At 73.9% G+C, this 18,407-nt stretch carries 19 protein-coding genes; 6 read left to right on the forward strand and 13 right to left on the reverse strand.

Annotation, left to right across the window (positions count from 1 at the left end):
* The 13 genes from AC529_RS09820 to AC529_RS09880 all read right to left on the reverse strand — a co-directional run.
* Positions 1–564: ABC transporter ATP-binding protein (locus tag AC529_RS09820; RefSeq protein WP_068755768.1), on the reverse strand; the 564-nt coding region annotated here is incomplete at its 3' end.
* Positions 548–1,609, reverse strand: a complete 1,062-nt coding sequence (locus AC529_RS09825; RefSeq protein WP_068755769.1) for a taurine ABC transporter substrate-binding protein — start codon at positions 1,607–1,609, stop codon at positions 548–550. The genes AC529_RS09825 and AC529_RS09820, both read right to left, overlap by 17 nt.
* 53 nt (positions 1,610–1,662) lie before the next feature.
* Positions 1,663–2,532, reverse strand: a complete 870-nt coding sequence (locus AC529_RS09830) for an ABC transporter permease (protein ID WP_068755770.1) — start codon at positions 2,530–2,532, stop codon at positions 1,663–1,665.
* A complete protein-coding gene (locus AC529_RS09835; protein ID WP_068755772.1) occupies positions 2,529–3,629 on the reverse strand; it encodes an LLM class flavin-dependent oxidoreductase in 1,101 nt (366 codons plus the stop codon). The genes AC529_RS09830 and AC529_RS09835 overlap by 4 nt, the downstream gene beginning before the upstream one ends.
* A gap of 68 nt (positions 3,630–3,697) precedes the next feature.
* Entirely contained in the window at positions 3,698–4,906 is a 1,209-nt protein-coding gene (locus AC529_RS09840; RefSeq protein ID WP_068755774.1) for an LLM class flavin-dependent oxidoreductase, read from the reverse strand.
* Entirely contained in the window at positions 4,896–5,861 is a 966-nt protein-coding gene (locus AC529_RS09845) for an LLM class flavin-dependent oxidoreductase (protein WP_068755776.1), read from the reverse strand. The genes AC529_RS09840 and AC529_RS09845 overlap by 11 nt, the downstream gene beginning before the upstream one ends.
* Positions 5,862–5,921: 60 nt before the next feature.
* Positions 5,922–6,866, reverse strand: coding sequence for an ABC transporter substrate-binding protein (locus AC529_RS09850; RefSeq protein ID WP_068755778.1), 945 nt, complete (start codon positions 6,864–6,866; stop codon positions 5,922–5,924).
* A gap of 50 nt (positions 6,867–6,916) precedes the next feature.
* Positions 6,917–7,954 (reverse strand): ABC transporter substrate-binding protein, encoded by a 1,038-nt coding sequence (locus tag AC529_RS09855; protein ID WP_068755780.1) that lies wholly within the window; start codon positions 7,952–7,954, stop codon positions 6,917–6,919.
* Between the two features lie 25 nt (positions 7,955–7,979).
* Positions 7,980–8,702, reverse strand: a complete 723-nt coding sequence (locus tag AC529_RS09860) for an ABC transporter ATP-binding protein (RefSeq protein ID WP_068755782.1) — start codon at positions 8,700–8,702, stop codon at positions 7,980–7,982.
* 22 nt (positions 8,703–8,724) lie between these two features.
* Positions 8,725–9,606 (reverse strand): ABC transporter permease, encoded by an 882-nt coding sequence (locus AC529_RS09865; RefSeq protein WP_068755784.1) that lies wholly within the window; start codon positions 9,604–9,606, stop codon positions 8,725–8,727.
* 29 nt (positions 9,607–9,635) lie between these two features.
* Positions 9,636–10,637 carry an NrtA/SsuA/CpmA family ABC transporter substrate-binding protein gene (locus AC529_RS09870; RefSeq protein ID WP_068755786.1) on the reverse strand — a complete coding sequence of 334 codons (1,002 nt, stop codon included), beginning with the start codon at positions 10,635–10,637 and terminating at the stop codon, positions 9,636–9,638.
* A gap of 33 nt (positions 10,638–10,670) precedes the next feature.
* Entirely contained in the window at positions 10,671–11,747 is a 1,077-nt protein-coding gene (locus tag AC529_RS09875) for an LLM class flavin-dependent oxidoreductase (protein ID WP_068755793.1), read from the reverse strand.
* A gap of 190 nt (positions 11,748–11,937) precedes the next feature.
* On the reverse strand, positions 11,938–12,693 hold the full coding sequence (locus AC529_RS09880; RefSeq protein WP_068755796.1) for an IclR family transcriptional regulator: 756 nt from the start codon (positions 12,691–12,693) through the stop codon (positions 11,938–11,940).
* 190 nt (positions 12,694–12,883) lie between these two features.
* Between AC529_RS09880 and AC529_RS09885 the strand changes: the two genes are divergently transcribed.
* The 6 genes from AC529_RS09885 (at position 12,884) to AC529_RS09910 (ending at position 18,328) form a co-directional block, all read left to right on the forward strand.
* A complete protein-coding gene (locus AC529_RS09885) occupies positions 12,884–13,345 on the forward strand; it encodes a winged helix-turn-helix domain-containing protein (protein WP_068755798.1) in 462 nt (153 codons plus the stop codon).
* A 61-nt stretch (positions 13,346–13,406) separates the two neighbouring features.
* Positions 13,407–14,570, forward strand: coding sequence for an LLM class flavin-dependent oxidoreductase (locus AC529_RS09890; protein ID WP_068755800.1), 1,164 nt, complete (start codon positions 13,407–13,409; stop codon positions 14,568–14,570).
* Between the two features lie 17 nt (positions 14,571–14,587).
* Positions 14,588–15,130, forward strand: coding sequence for an NAD(P)H-dependent oxidoreductase (locus AC529_RS09895; RefSeq protein ID WP_068755802.1), 543 nt, complete (start codon positions 14,588–14,590; stop codon positions 15,128–15,130).
* A 41-nt stretch (positions 15,131–15,171) separates the two neighbouring features.
* The gene (locus AC529_RS09900; protein ID WP_068755804.1) at positions 15,172–15,699 is read left to right on the forward strand and encodes a flavin reductase family protein; all 528 of its coding nucleotides are present in this window, start codon (positions 15,172–15,174) and stop codon (positions 15,697–15,699) included.
* 151 nt (positions 15,700–15,850) lie between these two features.
* On the forward strand, positions 15,851–17,005 hold the full coding sequence (sfnG, locus tag AC529_RS09905; protein ID WP_068755805.1) for a dimethylsulfone monooxygenase SfnG: 1,155 nt from the start codon (positions 15,851–15,853) through the stop codon (positions 17,003–17,005).
* A 72-nt stretch (positions 17,006–17,077) separates the two neighbouring features.
* Positions 17,078–18,328, forward strand: a complete 1,251-nt coding sequence (locus AC529_RS09910; RefSeq protein WP_068755806.1) for an acyl-CoA dehydrogenase family protein — start codon at positions 17,078–17,080, stop codon at positions 18,326–18,328.
* The last annotated feature ends 79 nt before the right edge of the window (positions 18,329–18,407 follow it).

Genomic DNA, 18,407 nt, shown 5'->3' on the forward strand with positions numbered 1-18,407 from the left:
CAGGTCGCGCAGCTCCTCCTGCATGCGCTCCCGGGTGAGCGCGTCCAGCGCGCCGAAGGGCTCGTCCATGAGCACGATGCCGGGGTCGGGGGCCAGGGCCCGGGCGATGGCGACCCGCTGGCGCATGCCGCCGGAGAGCTCGTAGGTGCGCATGCGGGCGGTGTCGGCGAGCCCCACCAGCTCCAGTTGGCGCATGGCGCGCTCCCGCCGCTCCTCGCGGCCCACGCCCGCCATGCGCAGGCCGAACTCGACGTTGGCGAGCACGCTCAGCCACGGGAACAGGGTGGGCTGCTGGAAGACCACGCCCCGGTCGGGGCCGGGGCCCCGGACCGGGGCGCCGTTGACCGTGATGGTGCCCCGGGAGGGGCGGTGGAATCCGGCCACGAGCCGCAGCAGCGTGCTCTTGCCGGAGCCGGACGGGCCCACGACCACCAGGTGCTCTCCCCGTTCCAGGGACAGGTCGATGCCGTCCAGGGCCGGCACCGCCCCCTCGCGCCCCTGGTAGTCGTGGCCGACGCCGCGCAGTTCCAGTGCGGCCGCCCCGGTGTCAGGGCTTGGCGACACTCTCGGCTCCTCCGGGGGCGAGCGCGGCCTGGAAGTCCTCCAGGCCGGGCGCCGCGTCGATCTCCCCCTGCTCGGCGAGGAACTCGGCGGTCAGGAGGAGGTACTCGGCCAGGCGGCCGGGTTCGTCGGCGGTGCCGAGGTAGTCGGCGGAGGCCTGCTCGGCGGCGTCGAGGAAGATGAGCTGGTCGACCTGCTCCTCGGCCTCTGCGGGCTCCAGGTTGAGCTCGGCCGCGATGGCCTCGACCGCGGCGGCCTTGTCCTCGCGCAGCAGGGTGACCGCGCGGTTCTGCTGCTCCACCCAGGTGGCCAGGACGTCGGGGTAGGTCTCGGCGAACTCGGTGCTGACCACCGCGAGGTCGGCGGTGACCTTGCCCCGTTCGGCGAGCTCGCCGCTGGTGACGACGACGTGGCCGCCGTCCTCCTTGAGCTGTCCCAGCACCGGGTACCACACGAAGGCCGCGTCGAGGTCGCCGCGCTGCCAGGCGGCCTGGATGTCCGGCGGCTCCAGGTCGAGCAGCTCCACGTCGTCGACGGTGAGGCCGGCCTCGTCCAGGGCGGCGATCAGGTGGTAGTGGGTGGTGCTGGCGAAGGGCACCGCCACCGTCCTGCCCTTGAGGTCGGCGACCTCGTCGATCCCGTCGACGGCGACCAGCGCCTCGTTGTCGCCGATGACGTCGTGGATCCAGGGCACCTGGTAGTCGATGTCGAGGGGCTGGGACAGGCCGCGGACGACGGGGGCACTGCCGGCCAGGGCGATGTCGAGCTCACCGGCGAGGAAGGCGGTGTTGACGTCGCCGCCGGAGTCGAACTTGTTCCACACGATCGTGGTGTCGGGCAGCGCCTCCTCCAGCCACCCGTTGTGCTTGACGACGAGGTCGCCGTTGGGGATGGACTGGTAGCCGATGCGCAGCTCGGCGGGGACTCCGTCGGCGGGCTCCGCCTGCTCCTCGGCGGCGTTGCAGGCCGAGGCCAGCAGGACGGCGGCGGTGAGTGCGGAGGCCGCCGCGAGAGCCCGGGAGGTGCGGGAACGACGGATCGGTGTCATGGGATCTCCTGGGGGATGGGGGTTGACGGATGGAAGGGAGGGGACCGGCCGGGTCAGGTGCGGCCCCGCCACGGGGCCAGGACCCGGTCGGCACACTGCAACAGCCAGTCGATGACCAGGCCGGACAGGCCGATGACGATGAGGCCGAGGATGACCACGTCGGTCTGGTTGTAGCGCTGGGCCTCGCGGATCATCCCGCCGATTCCGGGGATGCCGTTGACGGTCTCGGCGGCGACGACGGAGGTGTAGGCCACGCCGACCGCGATGCGGATGCTGGTCATGACCTCGGGGAGGGCGTGCGGGAGGACGACCCACAGCGGCAGTTGCCAGGAGCGGGCGCCCAGGGAGCGGGCCGCGTTGAGGTAGTCGGGGGCGACGTTGCGGACGGCGTCGGCGGTGGCCACGGCCACCGGCGGCAGGGAGGCGATGACGAGCAGCCAGATCTTGGGCTCCTCGTTGATGCCGAACCAGATGACGAGGAGGCTGAGGTAGGCCAGCGGCGGCAGGGTGCGCACGAAGGAGATGAAGGGCCCCAGCAGCGCGCGCACGGCGGGCACCAGCCCGATCAGCAGTCCGATCAGGACCCCGCCGAGGGTGCCGTAGCCGCTGCCGACGAGGATGCGGCGCATGCTGGCCCACAGGTGTTCGGGCAGGGTGTGGCCGCTGAAGCCCTCGGTGGTGGTGGCCACCGCCTTCTCCCACACCGCCTGCGGCGGGGGCAGGATGACCGGCGGCCAGATCTCGGCGCGCGCCACCGCCCACCACAGCAGCAGGAGGCCGCCCACCGACAGGGTCCTCAGGCCCAGGGAGCGCACCAGTGCGGGGGTGCGGGTGGGGAAGCGGCCCCGGGTGGAGTTGTTGTCGAGGCGGTTCCCGGGGCCGCCGTCTGCGGGGCCCGTGCGGACCTCGGTCGCGGCGCTCACGGCGCCGGTTGGGGAGCCGGGGCGGGCGCGGCGAGCCGGGGCAGGACGTACTCGCCCACCCGGTAGGCCTCCTCCAGGTGGGGCCAGCCGGAGAGGATGAACTCCTCCACCCCGAGGGCGCGGTACTCCTCGATGCGCTCGGCGACCTCGGCGTAGTCGCCGACCAGCGCGGTCCCGGCGCCCTCGCGGACCAGGCCGACCCCGGCCCACAGGTTGGGGTGGACCTCCAGGGAGCGCGCGGAGCCGCCGTGCAGGGCGGCCATGCGGGCCTGGCCGACGGAGTCCATGCGGGCGTAGTAGCGCTGCATGGCCTCGATCCGCTCGGGGCTCATGCCCTCCAGCAGCCGCTCGGCGTCGCGCCACGCCTCGGCCGCGGTGTCGCGGGCGATGACGTGCAGGCGGATGCCGAAGCGGAGGGTGCGTCCGGCCTGGGCGGCCAGGGCGCGCACCCGTTCGATCCGCTGGGCGATCATGGCGGGCGGCTCGCCCCACATGAGGTAGACGTCGCTGTGGGCGGCGGCGACGCGCTCGGCCGCCGCGGAGGCGCCGCCGAAGTAGATCTCGGGCGCCGGGGCGAGCGGGTCGGCGGCCTGCCAGCCCTCGATCCGGTAGTGCTCGCCGGAGAAGTCGACCGGTTTTCCGTCGAAGGTCCGGCGCAGCACGGTGAGGAACTCGTCGGTGCGGGCGTAGCGCTGGTCGTGGTCGAGGAAGTCGCCGTAGGCGCGCTGCTCGACCGGGTCGCCTCCGGCGACGACGTTGACCAGCAGCCGGCCGCGCGACACCTCCTGGAAGGCCCGCGCCTGCTGGGTGAGCAGGGTCGGCAGCACGAAGCCGGGGCGGAAGGCCACGAGGAACTTCAGCCGCTCGGTGTGCTGGGTCAGCGCCGCGCAGGTGATCCAGGGGTCCGGGCAGCCCACGCCGGTGGGGGTGAGCGCCGCGGTGAACCCGGCGCTCTCGGCGGCCTGGGCCACCTGGGCGAGGTAGCCCAGGTCGGCCGGGCGCGAGGGTGCGGTGACCCCGTCGACGTCGAGGCGGATCGTGGAGTTACGGACCGCGTACCCGTCGCCGGTCGTGGGAAGGAACCAGTGGAAACGCATGCCGAGGAGCCGCCTTTCGCGGAGGTCGTCGCACCGGGAAACAAACCCAACTATACAGGTAGGAAAAATTATTTGGAAGCAGTGGCCTCCGGGAACACAGTGACGGGAGTGCCGCGGCGGTCCTCTCCCCCGGCCCGGTCGGACGCTGCCGCCCGGCGCCCGGCGCCGCGCAGCAGCGGGAGGACCTCCTCGCCCACCCGGTAGGACTCCTCCAGGTGGGGCACCCCGGCCAGGATGAACGCGTCGACGCCCAGCGCGATGAGCTCCTCCAGCCGCTCGGCGACCTGCCGGTAGCTGCCCACCAGCCCGAACGCCGGACCGCCGCGCAGCAGCCCGAAGCCGCCCCACACGTTTGGCTGGACCTCCAGGTCCCGGTAGCCGGTGACGGGGCCGCTGACGAAGGAGCGGCTGCGCGCCACGCCCACCGAGTCCCCCGCGCCGCCGTCGAGGCCGCGCAGGTCCGCGGCCTCGAAGCCGCGGCGCACCTCCTCCCAGGCCTCGCGTTCGGTGGGGCGCGCCACCACGTCCAGCCGGACCGCGAAGCGGGGGACGCGCCCGGCCGCGGCGGCGTGCTCGCGCACCGCGGCGAACTTCGCGGCCAGCGCGTCGAAGGGCTCCAGCCAGGACAGGTAGTAGTCGGCGTGCCGGGCGGCGACGTCGAGGGCCGCCGCCGAGGACCCGGAGAAGTAGATCTCGGGGAACTCCTCGGCCGCCAGGGGGTCGGGCAGCGCGCCCCCCGCCACCCGGTAGAAGCGCCCGTCGAAGTCGAAGGGGCGCTCCTGCCACACCCCCCGGTGCACCCGGAGGAACTCGTCGGTGCGCGCGTAGCGGTCGTCGTGGGCGACCTCGTCGCCCCACCACGCCTGGGCGGGGCCGCCGCCCCCGGTGATGACGTTGTAGACGACCCGGCCCCGCGAGGCGCGCTGCAGGGTGGCCGCCATCCGCGCGGCGTGCACCGGGTTGAGGAAGCCGGGCTGGAAGGCGATCATGAACCGGAAGGTGCGGGTCTCGCGCGCCAGCATCGCCGCGGAGGCCCACGGGTCGTCGGTGAAGGGGAACGACGGCATCAGCCCGCCGTAGAACCCGGCCGCCTCGGCGGCCCGCGCCACGTCGAGCATGTGCTCGACGTAGGCGTAGCCGTCGGGCTCCCCGTGGCGCAGCGCGGGGGCGATGCGCCCGGGCACGTGCGGGGCCCAGTCGCCGCGGCTCTCGGCGCGGCGGCGCAGCGACGGCTGGTCGCCGTGCATGCCGATCCGCCAGTAGAAGTCAACGGACACTCTCGTACTCCTCCTCCAGTGCGGGGCGCAGGTGCTCGCCCAGCCGGTACGCCTCCTGTAGGGCGGGGGCCGCCTCGACCGCGAAGACGCGCACTCCCCGGCGCGCGTAGTCGCCCAGCAGCTCGGCGGCCTGCCGGTAGGAGCCGACCAGGCCGGCGGCCACGGTGTGGCCGAGGGAGGCGAAGCCGTCCCAGCGTCCGGTCCCGCGTCCGGGGGCGCCCGCGTGGTGCCACGCCTCCTCGGCGTCCTCCCTGACCAGCAGGGACAGCTCCAGGCCCAGGTCGACCCGGCGGCCCAGGGGTGCGGCGCGCTCGGCGAGGCCGGCGCGCACGGCGTCGATGTCGTCGTCGAGTCCGACCAGGTGCACGTCGGCGTGGCGGGCCGACAGCTCCAGGGCGGCCTCGTCGGTGCCCGACAGGTACACGCGCGGGAACGGGTGCCCGGCCAGGGGCGGCGCGAAGCCTCCGCCGCGGACCCGGTAGAAGCGCCCGTCGAAGTCGAAGGGGCGCTCCTGCCACACCCCCCTGGCCACGGTGAGGAACTCGTCGGCGCGCGCGTAGCGGTCGGCGCCGTCGACGAAGTCGCCCTGGGCGGCGCGCTGGGCGGGGTCCCCGTCGAGGGACAGCCGCCAGCCCAGTCGGCCCACGGAGAAGCGTTGCAGGGTCACCGCCGTCTTCGCGGCGTAGACGGGGGTGGCGGCCCAGGGCGGGAACTCGGCGACGACCCGGAGGTGGCGGCTGTGCCGCAGCGCCCCCGCGGCGACGGTCCAGGAGTCCTCCCCCTGCGGGTCGTGGGGGGCCAGGACCCCGCCCAGGCCGGCGATCTCGGCGGCGCGCCCGGTCTGGAACAGGCGCTCCAGGGGGCCGTAGTGGTCGCCGCGCACGTCGCGCGGGACGGGGCCGAGGTCCGGCGGGGGCTGGTGGCGGGTGGGGAGTCTGAACAGCAGTTCGGTCATGGCGTCCTCGGTGGGGGTCAGGGCGGGGCGGGAGGCGGCGGGCCTCCCGCCCCGGGCGGGTCACTGCGCGTCGGCGCCGGGGATCGGCGGGACGAGGGCGTTGACGCTCGGCGCCACCGCCGAGGAGACGTCGACCTTGCGGGGCAGCAGGCCGTTGGCGTGCAGCAGGTCGGCGGCGCGCTGCTGCTCGGCGACGAACTCGTCGGTGACCGGGAGCAGGCCGAAGGGGCGGGTGCGCAGGGCGTGCTCCCAGGCGTCCAGGTCGGCGCGGGGGCCGCCGCGCTTCTCGGCGTCGGCGACGAACAGGGCCGCCGCCTCCCTCGGGTTCTCGCGGATCCAGGCGTCGGACTCCTGGAGGGCGTTGACGATGGCGGCCAGCGCCTCGGGGTTGTTCTCCGCGAAGTCGCGGCGGGTGAACCAGAGGGAGCGGTGGCTGAACAGCCCCTCGGTGGCGACCAGGTCGCGGGTGGCCACCTGCTCCTCCACCGCGCGCAGCACCGGGTAGGAGCCCACCCAGGCGTCGATCTCGCCGGAGAGGAACTGCTGTGCGGCGTCGACCCCGGTGTCCACGGGCACGATGTCGCTCCAGGACAGGCCGGCCCGGTCCAGGGCGAACAGCAGCAGGGTGGTCTGCCAGGAGCCGTGCGCGATGCCGACGCGGCGGCCGCGCAGGTCGGCCGTCTCCTTGATGTCGGAGTCGGCCTTGACCAGCAGGCGCCCGTTCTCGTGGCGGGGGCCGGAGACCGCGACGTAGACGATGTCGTGCCCCTGCCCCTGGGCGGTGATCGGCGGGGTGAACCCGGTGCCGATGAAGTCGTAGCCGCCGTCGAAGAGGCGGTCGGCGTGCACGGTGGGCAGGCCGCGGGTGGGGTCGGGCCGCGTCCCCTGCGGCAGGTCGCGCAGGTCGACCCACTCCACGTCGGGCAGGGAGCGCTCCAGGATGCCCCGGTGGCGCAGGACGAACAGCGAGTTGTTGTGGGGGAAGTATCCGACCTTGACGCTCATGCTCGGTGTCTCCTCTCGGGTTCGTTGTGTCGGGTCGTGGGGTCGGTCGGTCAGGGGGTGGCGCGGGCGAGGGCCTCGCGGGCGGCGGCCAGCGGCTCGTGGACGGCCCAGGCGCGCACGTCGACCCGTTCGGCGAGGAAGCCGTGCCGGTGGAGGAAGTCCTCCTGGGCGGCGAGCAGGTCCAGCCGCTCGTCGGACAGGTCGGGGTGCAGCCCGGTGTGGAAGCCGTCGGCGTAGGCGCGGGCCACCCCCTCGGCGCCGGAGTGGGTCTCGGCGGCCAGGATGCGGCGCACCCCGTCGGGGTCGGTGGCGGCCCAGTCGGCGGCGCGCAGGGTCTGCACGAGGAAGTCCGTCACCAGTTCGGGACGTTCGTCGAGGATGCGCTCGTGCACGGTGATGGGGCGGGGGGTGCCGTTGTTGACGCGGTGCCTCCGGTCGGGGACGGCGTCCAGGTCGACCGCCACGGTCGCGCCGATCGCCGCGGCCTCCTCGGCGGCCCGGGCGCCCTTGACGTAGACCGCGTCGACGGTGCCCGCGGCGAGTTCGGCCAGTCCCGGCCAGGTCGGGGCCGGCGAGTCCGGCTCCAGGCGGCCCGACAGCGTCGGGGGGACCTCGACGTGCTCGACGTCGTCGAGGGTGAGCCCGGCCAGGGCCAGGGCGCCCCGGAAGCCGTGCAGGGCCATGGCGCGGGGGAAGCTCTTGGCGCGGGTGTCGGCCCAGGCGGGCACGGCGATGCGGCGCCCTGCGAGGTCGGCGGGCGAGGCGATGCCGGTGTCGGGGCGGGTGAGCACGGCCTGCCCCTCGTCGATCCAGGTCAGTCCGATCAGCCTGGTCGGTGCGCCCTCGGACCTGGCGACCAGGGCCGGCACGTTGCCGCCCTCGCGGAACAGGCCGAGGAGCCGGTGGTCGAAGTGGTGGCGGGCGATCTCGGGGGGCGCCTCCTGCAGGACGCCCACCTGCAGTCCCCGGGCGGCGAAGGCGTCGGAGAGCCAGCCCAGGTTGTGGGCCAGGCCGCTGGCGGTGGGGACGGGGCAGCGGGTGTACCAGATCTTGTCCACTGCGGGTTTCGCGGGTGCGGTGGTGGTCACGGGTTCCTCCCGGTGGGTGGCGGGTTCAGCGTCCGGTGCCCACGCCGAGGCGGGCGAGGAGGTCGCGGCGGTGGGCCAGGACGGCGGGGTCGTCGCGGTCGCGGGGGTGCTCGGCGTCGATGCGCACGTCGTGGACGAAGCGCCCGCCGCGCAGCACCGCGACCCGGTCGGCCAGTCGGACGGCCTCGTCGACGTCGTGGGTGACGAGCAGCACCGCGGGGCGGTGCCGGACGCACAGGTCGGCCACGAGGTCCTGCATGTGCAGCCGGGTCAGCGCGTCCAGGGCGGCGAAGGGCTCGTCCAGGAGCAGCAGTTCGGGGTCGCGCACGAGCGCCCGGGCCAGGGCGACGCGCTGGGCCTCGCCGCCGGAGAGGGTGGCGGGCCAGGCCCGGGCCTTGTCGGCCAGGCCGACCTCCGCCAGGGCGCGCAGGCCGGCCTGCCGGGTGGCGGCGCCGCGGGGCTGTCCGATGGTGACGTTGGCGAGCACCCGGCGGGCCGGTACCAGGCGCGGCTCCTGGTAGACGGTGGTGCGCCGGGGCGGCACCCAGACCTCGCCGGCGTCGGGCGTCTCCAGGCCGGCGAGCACGCGCAGCAGGGTGGTCTTGCCGGTGCCGCTGGGGCCCAGCAGGGCGAAGAACTCGCCGCGGCGGATGTCGAGGTCGACTCCGTCCAGGACGGTCTGGGCGCCGTAGGACTTGCGCAGTCCGCGGACCTGGACGGCCAGGTCGGCAACGGGCGGGCTGGCCATGGCTTCCTTTCGGGCGGGCGGGTCAGCGGGCGGCGACGTGGCCGCGCCAGGGCATGAGGACGCGTTCCAGGACCCGGATCACCAGGTCGATGAGCAGGCCGAGCACCGCGTACAGGGCGATGCACAGCACCATGTAGTCGGTGCGGTAGTACTGCTGGGCCAGGGTGACCAGGTAGCCGATCCCGGCGGTGGTGCCGATCTGCTCGGCGGCGATGAGCCCGGTGAGGCTGACCGTCATGCAGATGCGCAGCGCCATGAGGATGCTGGGCAGCGCGCCGGGGATGATGACGCCGACGGCCAGCCGCGGGCCGCGCAGGCCGAAGCCCCGCGCCGCCTCCACGACCCGGCGGTCCACGCTGCGCACGCCGAGGTAGGTGTAGGCGTACATGGGGGCGACGGCCGCGACCGCGATGAGCACGACCTTGAAGGCCTCGTCGACGCCGAACCAGGAGATGAACAGCGGCACCAGGGCCAGGAACGGCACGGCGCGGACGATCTGCATGGACGGGTCGACGAGTTCCTCGGCGAGCGCGGACAGTCCGGCCGCCACCCCCAGGACGAGTCCGGCGCCCACTCCGAGGGCGACGCCGAGCGCGGCCCGGCGGAAGGAGGCCGCCAGGAACTCGGCGAGCTGGCCGGTGGCCACCAGTTCGCGCAGCGCGTCGACCACGTCGGGCGGGCTGGACAGCACCCGGGGGTCGACGAGGCCGGCGTCCGCGCCCCACCACCACAGGGCCACCAGCAGCACGGGGACGCTGGCGCGCAGGATCGGCGACACCGCGGGGTGGCGCCGGCGGCCCCGCAGGGGGGCGGGGCGCTCCAGGGCGGACGCCGCCGGGGCGCGGTCGGCGGCGTCCGCGGAGCCGGGCGGGTCGTGGAGCAGCGGTCGGGACGGAACGGTCATGGGATGCTCCCGGCGGGTGGGCGTCTGGGTCAGTCCAGGGCGGCGGGCAGGTCGAAGACGATGTCGGAGGCGTTGACCGGCCCGTCGAGCAGTCCGTGGTCGACGAAGGTCGCAGCGACGCTCTCGATGCGGGCCAGGTCCTCCTCGGTGGGGTAGCGGTAGGAGGTCGCGGCCCTGGTCAGCTCGACGCTCTCGGCGAGGCGGTCGCCGTCCAGGGCGGTGGGGCCCTGGTCGAGGAACACGTTCTGGAACTTCTCGGGCCGGCTGCGGCCCTCCTCGATGAGCTCGTTGAGGACCTCGAAGAACACCTCGGCGGCCTCGGGGTGCTCCTCCAGCAGGTCCTTGCGGGCGACGAAGACGTTGAGGTCCGCGTCGTCGATGTCCCGGCTGGTGACGACGGTCCTGGCGCCGTTGGCGACGGCCTCGGGGTAGGCGTCCACGATCGCCCACCAGGCGTCCACCTTGCCGGAGGCGAAGGCCGCCGCCCCCTCCTGCGGGTTGAGGTAGACGCGTTCGACCTCGTCGGGGTCGACGCCCTCGGCCTCCAGGGCGCGCAGCAGCAGGTACTCGCCCTTTCCGGCCTGGTTGACGGCGACCCTGCGCCCCTTCAGGTCGGCGACGGTCCGGATGTCGCTGTCGGGGGGCACCACGAGGCCGTCGCGCAGCGGCGCGGGGTCGCCGACGAGGTCCGCGACGATGAAGATGCGCAGGTCGTCGGTGCTGGCCAGGGAGCCGACCGCGGGGGAGACGGCGCCCTGCTGGACGTTGAGGTCGCCGGACTTGAGGGCGTCGGAGGCGGCGGTGAAGGAGGCGTAGGAGCCGCCCCACTCGATGGTCGCGCCGACCTCGGCGAGGCGGTCCTCGAAGATGCCCTCGCGCTTGGCGTAGGCGAGGGGGCCGACGTTGCCGGGGTCGCCGATGCGGATGACCGCTCCGCCGGAGGGGGACTCCTCCTCGGGCCCGCAGGCGGTGAGGGCCAGGGCGGCGGTCAGCAGGGTCAGCGCGGCGGCGCTTCGGGTGAAGGGGTTCATGGGAGTGTTCGCTTCCGTGACGGGGGTGTGCGGTCAGGGCCGGGGGGCGGGGACGCCGAGGTGGGGGAGGATCGTCTCGGCGATGTGCTGGGCCTCCTCCAGCAGCGGGTTGCCGGAGAGGATGAAGGTGTCCACGCCCAGGGCCTCGAACTCCTGGAGGCGTTCGACGACGCTGGCGTGCGAGCCGACCAGGGCGGTTCCGGGGCCGGGGCGCAGCAGTCCCATCCCGGGCCAGACGTTGGGGTAGACCTCGATGTCCTTGGCCCGGTCGGGGACGCGGCCCCGGTGGGACTGCACCTGGCGGCTCTGGCCCACGGAGTCGGACCTCCTGGCCAGGTCGATCTGGCGGGCGAAGGTCTCGGGCCGGGTGACCTTGAGCAGGTGGTCGGCGTAGGCCCACGCCTCGGCGTCGGTGTCCTTGACGATGAGGTGGACGCGCAGGCCGAAGCGCAGGGTGCGGCCGTGGCGGGCGGCCTTGGCGCGCAGCCGGTCGATCTTCTCCTTGAGCTGGGCCGGGGGCTCTCCCCAGGACAGGTAGACGTCGACGAGTTCGGCGGCCAGGTCCAGGCCGGGTTCGGAGGAGCCGCCGAACCACAGGGGGACGTGCGGCCGCTGCACCGGTTCCAGGCCGAACCCGCTGCCGGCGCCGGTGACGTCGATGTGGTCGCCGTGGAAGTCCACGGTCTCCCCGGCGGTCAGCCGCCGGAACACCGACCAGTACTCGCGGGCCAGCGCGTAGCGCTCGTCGTGGTCCAGGTGCAGGCCGTAGGTGCTCAGGGTGCGGGTGTCGCCGTTGATGACGTTGACGGCCAGGCGCCCGCCGAAGAGGTGGTCGAAGGTCAGGGCCATCTTGGCCAGCAGCACGGGTGAGATGAGCCCGGGGTGGACCGCGACCAGGGGGCGCAGCCGGGTGGTGACGTCGGCCAGGGCGGCGCCCAGGATCCACACGTCGTGGGCGGCGGTGGCCAGCAGCGCTCCCGAGTAGCCGAGCCGGTCGATGCTGCGGGCGAGGTCTTGCAGGTACTCGCGGTCGACCTCCCTGCGTCCCTCGGGCTCCCAGGGGTAGGGGCCGTCCTGGGGAACGACGTACCAGAGGACTTCCTCGGCCATGGGGCCTCCAAGGGGTGGTGACGGACGGGGGCGAGGCGCCGGGCAGCCGCGGGGCGGCGGCGCGCTTCGTGTCGGACGGGCAGGCACACCGTATTTCCCACATAATGGGATTGTCAACTTATTCAGTAGGTTTTATAGGAAATAGGGCGACAAAGAGGCCCAGGTCACAGGGGTCCGTGGTCCGCCGGACTCAGCGGGCGGGGCGCAGCAGCACCCGCTGGAAGGCCAGCGCGTACTCGCGCCCGATCTCGGCGAGCTCGGGGACGCGCTCCAGCGGCAGCCCCTCGGTGTCGGCGCGCAGCGCCAGCGCCATCTGGACCTGGCCGTACTCGTCGGCCAGCGGCACGGCGACCGTGCGCTTGCCGAGGGCCTGCTCCTCGTCGTTGAGGGCGTAGCCGCGTTCGCGCACCCGCTCCAGCTCGGCGCGCAGGCGCCGGGGGTCGGTGATGGTCCGCGGGGTCAGCGCGGGCAGCTCGCCCAGGTCGGCGACGTCGAAGTCGGGGTTCCAGGCGACCAGGACCTTGCCCATCGCCGAGGCGTGCAGGGGGATGCTCACCCCGAGTCCGGACTCGGGGTCGGCGGGGCCGCCCACGACGACGACGGCGCGCCGCCCGCTGTGGACGGCCAGGCCGGGAGAGGTCCGCGTGACCTCGGCCAGGCTGGCGAGCAGCGGCTCGGCCCGGTGGAGCCCGCGCTGCCGGTAGAGCACCTGCCCCAGTTCGGCGACGGAGGCCCCCAGCCGGTAGCGGGCGGTGCCGGGGGCCTGTTCCAGGAACCCCTCCGCGGCCAGGGTGCGCACCAGTCGGTGTGCGGTGCTGGTCCGCAGGTCCAGGATGCGGGCGATGTCGGTCGCCCCGAGCTCGGGCCCGTGGTCGCGGAAGCAGTGCAGCACCCGCAGCGCCCGCACCACCGCCTGGGCTCCCGCCGGACGGGACTCCTCCGCCATCGCGTGCTCCTCCGTGTCGGCCCGCGGCGCGACCGGCCGCGCCGCCGCGCCGATCCCAGCGCAGCCTACCCAACTCCGGCCCGCCGCCGGAGCGGGCGGAGAGGGCCTGCGCGGCCGGTCCGGCGGACCCCCGGCATAAAAACCGACTAAACAGGTAGACTTAATTGGGTTATTGGCCCATGATGGTGTCATGACCACCAGCGACACCCACCGCCCGGTGCTCCGCGCCGACGCCGTGCCGTCCCGGCACGACGAGGAGCGGCTGCTCGGCGTGATCCCCCTGGAGGATCTGCGCAGAGTCATGGTCGTCGTCGGCCACGTCGTGGAGGCGTCGACCGTCGGCGGGGTCCCCGCCGACGGCGGCTCCGCGGACGACTCCCTCGTCATCGACCGGGCCTCGTGGCAGGTGTGGGTGCGCGGCGTCCCCGTGTCCCTCTCCTACCAGGAGTTCCGCCTCCTGGCGCACCTGGTCGCGGCGCCGGGGCGGGTGTTCACCCGCCAGGAGCTGCTGGACCAGGTCTGGTCGCCCGGATCGCCCACCACGGCCCGGTCGGTGGACGTCCACGTCCACCGGATCCGCCGCAAGCTCGGCGACCTGGGCGACCGGCTGGTCACCGTACGGCGGGTCGGCTACGTCTACCGGCCCCGGTGACCCCCGCCCCGGGGGCTCCCCCGCCTGCGCGGACCGCTCCGATCCCGGAAGGAAACACTTCATGTCCCTGACGTTCCACTGGTTCCTGCCCACCCAGGGCGACAGCCGTGGCATCGTCGACCCCGTCACGGAGACCGCCTCGGCGTGGCGCTCCCGGGAGCCGTCCTTCGGCTACCTCCTCCAGGTGGCCCGGGCCGCCGAGCAACTGGGCTTCGAGGGGGTGCTGACCCCGACCGGCGCCTGGTGCGAGGACGCCTGGGTGACCACCGCGTCGCTGCTGGGCACGGTCCAGCGGCTGAAGTTCCTGGTGGCCTTCCGCCCCGGGCTGGTCTCGCCCACCCTGGCCGCGCAGATGGCCGCGACCTACCAGCGGCTCAGCGGGGGCCGCCTGCTGCTCAACGTGGTCACCGGCGGGGAGAGCGCGGAGCAGCGCGCCTACGGCGACTTCCTCGACAAGGAGGAACGCTACGCCCGCACCGACGAGTTCCTGCGGATCGTGACCCGGCTGTGGGAGGGCCGGACCGTCGACTTCAGCGGAGAGCACCTGGTGGTCGAGGGGGCGGCGCTGCACCGTCCCCCCGACCCCCGGCCCCGCCTCTACTTCGGCGGCTCCTCCCCCGCCGCGCTCCGGGTGGCGGCGCGCCGCGTCGACACCTACCTGACCTGGGGCGAGCCGCCCGCGGCGGTCGCCGACAAGCTCGACCGGGTGCGGCAGTTGGCCGCCGAGGCCGGGCGGAGCCTGGAGTACGGGATCCGCCTGCACGTCATCACCCGCGACACCTCCGCCGAGGCCTGGCGCGAGGCCGAGCGGCTGCTGGAGCGCCTGCCCGCCGACACCGTGGCGCAGATCCAGGCGGGGCTGGCGCGCAGCGAGTCCGAGGGGCAGCGCCGCATGCTCGCCCTGCACGGCGGCCGCCGCGACAACCTGGAGGTCCACCCCAACCTGTGGGCCGGCGTCGGGCTGGCCCGCGGCGGAGCGGGAACCGCCCTCGTGGGCAGCCACACCGAGGTGGCCGACCGCATCGAGGAGTACCACCGGTTGGGCATCACCGAGTTCGTCCTCTCCGGCTACCCCCACCTGGAGGAGGCCTACTGGTTCGGCGAGGGGGTCCTGCCGCTGCTGCGCAGGCGCGGCCTGTGGCAGCATCCCGGAGCCGGGCCCGAGGCCGCGTCCGCGCACGTGCCCTTCCTGGGCGCCCCGCGGGTCCCGGCCGCCACGACCTGAGAACAGGAGAAACCACCGTGTCCGTCACCGTCCTCGTCGGGAACCCCCGCCCGGGGTCCCGCACCGCCACCGCGGCGCTGGCCGCGGCCCGCCACGTGGCCTCGGCCCTGGGCCTGCCGGGCGACCCCGACCTCGTCGACCTGGCCGCCCTGGCCCCGTCCCTGCTCCTGCCCGGTCCTCCCCCGGAGGTCGCCGAGGCGCTGGAGCGGGTGACCGGGGCCGAGCTGCTCGTCGTGGCGAGCCCGACCTACAAGGCCACCTACACCGGCCTGCTCAAGGTCTTCCTGGACCTGCTGCCCGGCGGCGCCCTCTCCGGCGTCACCGCCCTGCCCCTGCTGGTCATGGGATCCCCCGCCCATACACTCGCCGTGGAGGTCCACCTGCGCCCGCTGCTCGTCGAGCTCGGCGCGCACGTGCCCTCCCCCGGCCTGGCCGTCCTCCAGGACACCGTTCCGCGCGACGGGGCCTCCGGCCCCGACCTGGACGCCGTGCTGGCTCCCTGGGCCGAGCGGGTCGCGCCCCAGATCCGCTCGCCCCGCCGCAGCCGGGCGGCCGTGTGACCGCCCCGGCTCCCACCAGACCGCACACCGAGGAGGTCCCGATGGGCAACCCCGACACCGCCCTGCGCCCCGCGCAGCCCCGCGACGAGGTCAGCGCCGAGCAGTTCCGCCAGCTCCTGCGCCAGCACCCCGCCGGGGTCGTCATCGTCACGGCCGACGTCGCGGGCCGGCCGGTGGGGCTGACCGCCACGTCCTTCACCAGCGTCAGCCTCAACCCGCCGCTGGTCTCCTTCTACATCGCCACCACCTCGTCGACGTGGACGCACCTGAGCCGGGCGGACTCCTTCAGCGTGCACCTGCTGGGCGAGGACCAGGCCGACCTGGCGGCGCGCTTCGCGGCCAAGGGCGTGGACCGCTTCGCGCCGCCGACCCGCTGGTCCTACGGCCTGGACGGGACGCCCGCCCTGGAGGGGGTGGCCGCGCGGCTGGTGTGCCGCAGGTACGACACCCAGCTCATCGGCGACCACTGGCTGGTGGTGGGCCGCGTGGTGCACAGCGCGGTCCACGACGCCTCCCGGCCCCCGCTCCTCTACCACCGCGGCTCCTTCGGCGGGTTCGCGGCGCTGTGACGCCGCGCTGAGCCCTCTTCGGCCACGACCGGCCACGTCCTTGCCCGGGCCCGGCCTTCTCCCAAAAACCTACTTTTTCAGTAGGGAAAGTTGGTATATCTGGTGGTGCGGCCCCGCGGCCGCCCCGACCCCCGAAAGGAACAGCACCACCGTGTCCGACCAGTCACCCGTCCCCGAACCCCTGAAGTTCGCCTACTGGGTCCCCAACGTCAGCGGCGGCCTGGTCACCAGCACCATCGAGCAGCGCACCCACTGGGGCTACGACTACAACCGCGAGCTGGCGGTCCTCGCCGAGAACAACGGCTTCGAGTACGCGCTCACCCAGGTGCGCTACATCGCCAGCTACGGCGCGGACCACCAGCACGAGTCGACCAGCTTCAGCCTGGCCCTCGCCCTGGCCACCGAGCGGCTGCGGGTCATCGCGGCGGTGCACCCCGGCCTGTGGCACCCGGGCGTGCTGGCCAAGTGGGTGGCCACCGCCGACCACCTCACCCACGGCCGGATCGCCATCAACGTGGTCAGCGGCTGGCTCAAGAGCGAGTTCACCGCGCTGGGCGAGCCGTGGCTGGAGCACGACGAGCGCTACCGGCGCACCGAGGAGTTCATCCGCTACATCCGCGCCGCCTGGGAGGGCACCCCCCGCGACTACGTCGGCGACTTCTACCGGCTGCACGGCTACGACCTCAAGCCCAAGCCGCTGGACGTGCCCGGCCGGGGCCTGCCCGAGGTCTTCTTCGGCGGCAACTCCACCGCCGCCCGCGGCGTCGCGGGCCGCAACGCCGACTGGTACTTCTCCAACGGCAAGGACTTCGACGGCTTCACCGAGCAGGTCGAGGAGGTCAGCGCGCACGCCGCCCGGGCCGGGCGCACGGTGCGCTTCGGCCTCAACGGATTCGTCATCTCCCGCGACACCGAGGCCGAGGCCCGCGAGGTGCTGCGCGAGATCATCGACAAGGCCGACCGGCGCGCGGTGGAGGGCTTCCGCGACGCGGTCCGCCAGGCCGGCAAGTCCACCGCCGACGGCAAGGGCATGTGGGCCGACTCCGAGTTCGACGACCTCGTGCAGTACAACGACGGCTTCCGCACCCGCCTGATCGGCACCCCCGAGCAGATCGCGCGCCGGGCCGTGGAGTACAAGGCGCGCGGCGCCGACCTGCTCCTCCTCGGCTTCCTCCACTACCAGGAGGACGTGGCGAACTTCGGCTCCCAGGTGCTGCCGATCATCCGCGAGCTGGAGAAGAAGGTCGACGAGCGCCTGGCCGAGGGCGCTCCCACCGAAGAGGCCGTGCGGGCCGCACGGGCCTGACCGATCGTCCCCGGCCATCCCCGGCCGGGGCCCGTCCCACCCGTACCCGTCCCGTCGACCAACGGAGGCACGATGAGCACGGAACAGACCGACCGGCCGACAACCGACCAGAAGACCGCCTGGAGCGACCGACCGACCCCGACCACCGCCGAGGAGTGGCTGGAGCGCGCCGCCGAGGTCAGCGCGATCCTCGCCGTCGACGCCGTGGAACGCGACCGCGCCGGCAAGACCCCCTACTCCGAGGTGCAACTGCTCAAGGACTCCGGACTGGTCACCCTGCTGGGGCCGGTCGAGCACGGGGGCGGCGGGCAGACCTGGGAGACCGCCTACCGCGTCGAGCGGGAGATCTCCAAGGCCGACGGGTCGATCGGCCAGCTTCTGGGCTACCACTACCTGTGGGCGTGGGCGGTGCGCTTCCTCGGCACCCCCGAGCAGATCGCCGCGGTCGAGGAGCTCTACACCGCCAACCGGTACTTCTTCGGCGGCGCGGTCAACCCCCGCGACAAGGACCTGGTCATCACCTCCGACGGCGACGAGCTCGTCTTCAACGGGCGCAAGACCTTCTCCACCGGCAGCAAGGTCTCCGACCTCACCGTGCTGGAGGGCGTGCTGGAGGGGACGGACAAGCACATCTTCGCCATCGTCCCCTCCGCCCAGGACGGCATCGTCTACGGCGACGACTGGGACAACATCGGCCAGCGCCTCACCGAGTCCGGCAGCGTCCGGATCGAGAACGTGCGCGTGTCCTGGGACGACGCGGCGGGCTACGTCAACCGCGAGTTCCGCCCGCTCGTCTACAACACCCTGAACCTGCCGACCATCCAGCTCGTGTTCACCAACCTCTACCTGGGCATCGCCCAGGGGGCGCTGGAGACCGCGGCCGCCTACACCCGCTCCACGACGCGGCCGTGGCCCTACGGCGGGGACAACAAGGACTCCGCCGTCGACGAGTGGTACATCCTGGAGGCCTACGGCGACCTGCAGTCGAAGCTGTGGGCCGTCGAGGCCCTGGTCGACCGGGCCGGCGAGCGGATCTCGGCGATCCTGCACGGCGACCGCGAGGCCGTCACCGCCCGACAGCGCGGCGAGATCGCCGTCCTCGTCGCCGCGGCCAAGCAGCGCGCGATCGACACCGGCCTGGAGGTCTCCTCCCGCATCTTCGAGGTCACCGGCGCCCGCGCCACCGCGTCCTCGGTCGGCCTGGACCGGTTCTGGCGCAACCTGCGCACGCACAGCCTGCACGACCCGGTGGCCTACAAGCGGCGCGAGGTGGGGCGCTACGTCCTGCTCGACGAGATCCCCGAGCCCACCTGGTACACCTGACCCCTTCCGGGACCGGTGCACCGGACCCCCGGCGCCCGGCCCGCGCGGGCCGGGCGCCCTCCCCCCGCAACCGACACCG

Origin of the sequence: Thermobifida cellulosilytica TB100 (assembly GCF_001517975.1) — a bacterium.
GTDB lineage: Bacteria > Actinomycetota > Actinomycetes > Streptosporangiales > Streptosporangiaceae > Thermobifida > Thermobifida cellulosilytica.

Excerpts from the sequence above, each read along its gene's own strand:
- AC529_RS09825 (WP_068755769.1), bottom strand. The coding sequence starts at position 1,609 with ATGACACCGATCCGTCGTTCCCGCACCTCCCGGGCTCTCGCGGCGGCC.
- AC529_RS09835 (WP_068755772.1), bottom strand. The coding sequence starts at position 3,629 with ATGCGTTTCCACTGGTTCCTTCCCACGACCGGCGACGGGTACGCGGTC.
- AC529_RS09845 (WP_068755776.1), bottom strand. The coding sequence starts at position 5,861 with ATGACCGAACTGCTGTTCAGACTCCCCACCCGCCACCAGCCCCCGCCG.
- AC529_RS09850 (WP_068755778.1), bottom strand. The coding sequence starts at position 6,866 with ATGAGCGTCAAGGTCGGATACTTCCCCCACAACAACTCGCTGTTCGTC.
- AC529_RS09860 (WP_068755782.1), bottom strand. The coding sequence starts at position 8,702 with ATGGCCAGCCCGCCCGTTGCCGACCTGGCCGTCCAGGTCCGCGGACTG.
- AC529_RS09865 (WP_068755784.1), bottom strand. The coding sequence starts at position 9,606 with ATGACCGTTCCGTCCCGACCGCTGCTCCACGACCCGCCCGGCTCCGCG.
- AC529_RS09870 (WP_068755786.1), bottom strand. The coding sequence starts at position 10,637 with ATGAACCCCTTCACCCGAAGCGCCGCCGCGCTGACCCTGCTGACCGCC.
- AC529_RS09875 (WP_068755793.1), bottom strand. The coding sequence starts at position 11,747 with ATGGCCGAGGAAGTCCTCTGGTACGTCGTTCCCCAGGACGGCCCCTAC.
- AC529_RS09880 (WP_068755796.1), bottom strand. The coding sequence starts at position 12,693 with ATGGCGGAGGAGTCCCGTCCGGCGGGAGCCCAGGCGGTGGTGCGGGCG.
- AC529_RS09885 (WP_068755798.1), top strand. The coding sequence starts at position 12,884 with ATGACCACCAGCGACACCCACCGCCCGGTGCTCCGCGCCGACGCCGTG.
- AC529_RS09890 (WP_068755800.1), top strand. The coding sequence starts at position 13,407 with ATGTCCCTGACGTTCCACTGGTTCCTGCCCACCCAGGGCGACAGCCGT.
- AC529_RS09900 (WP_068755804.1), top strand. The coding sequence starts at position 15,172 with ATGGGCAACCCCGACACCGCCCTGCGCCCCGCGCAGCCCCGCGACGAG.
- AC529_RS09910 (WP_068755806.1), top strand. The coding sequence starts at position 17,078 with ATGAGCACGGAACAGACCGACCGGCCGACAACCGACCAGAAGACCGCC.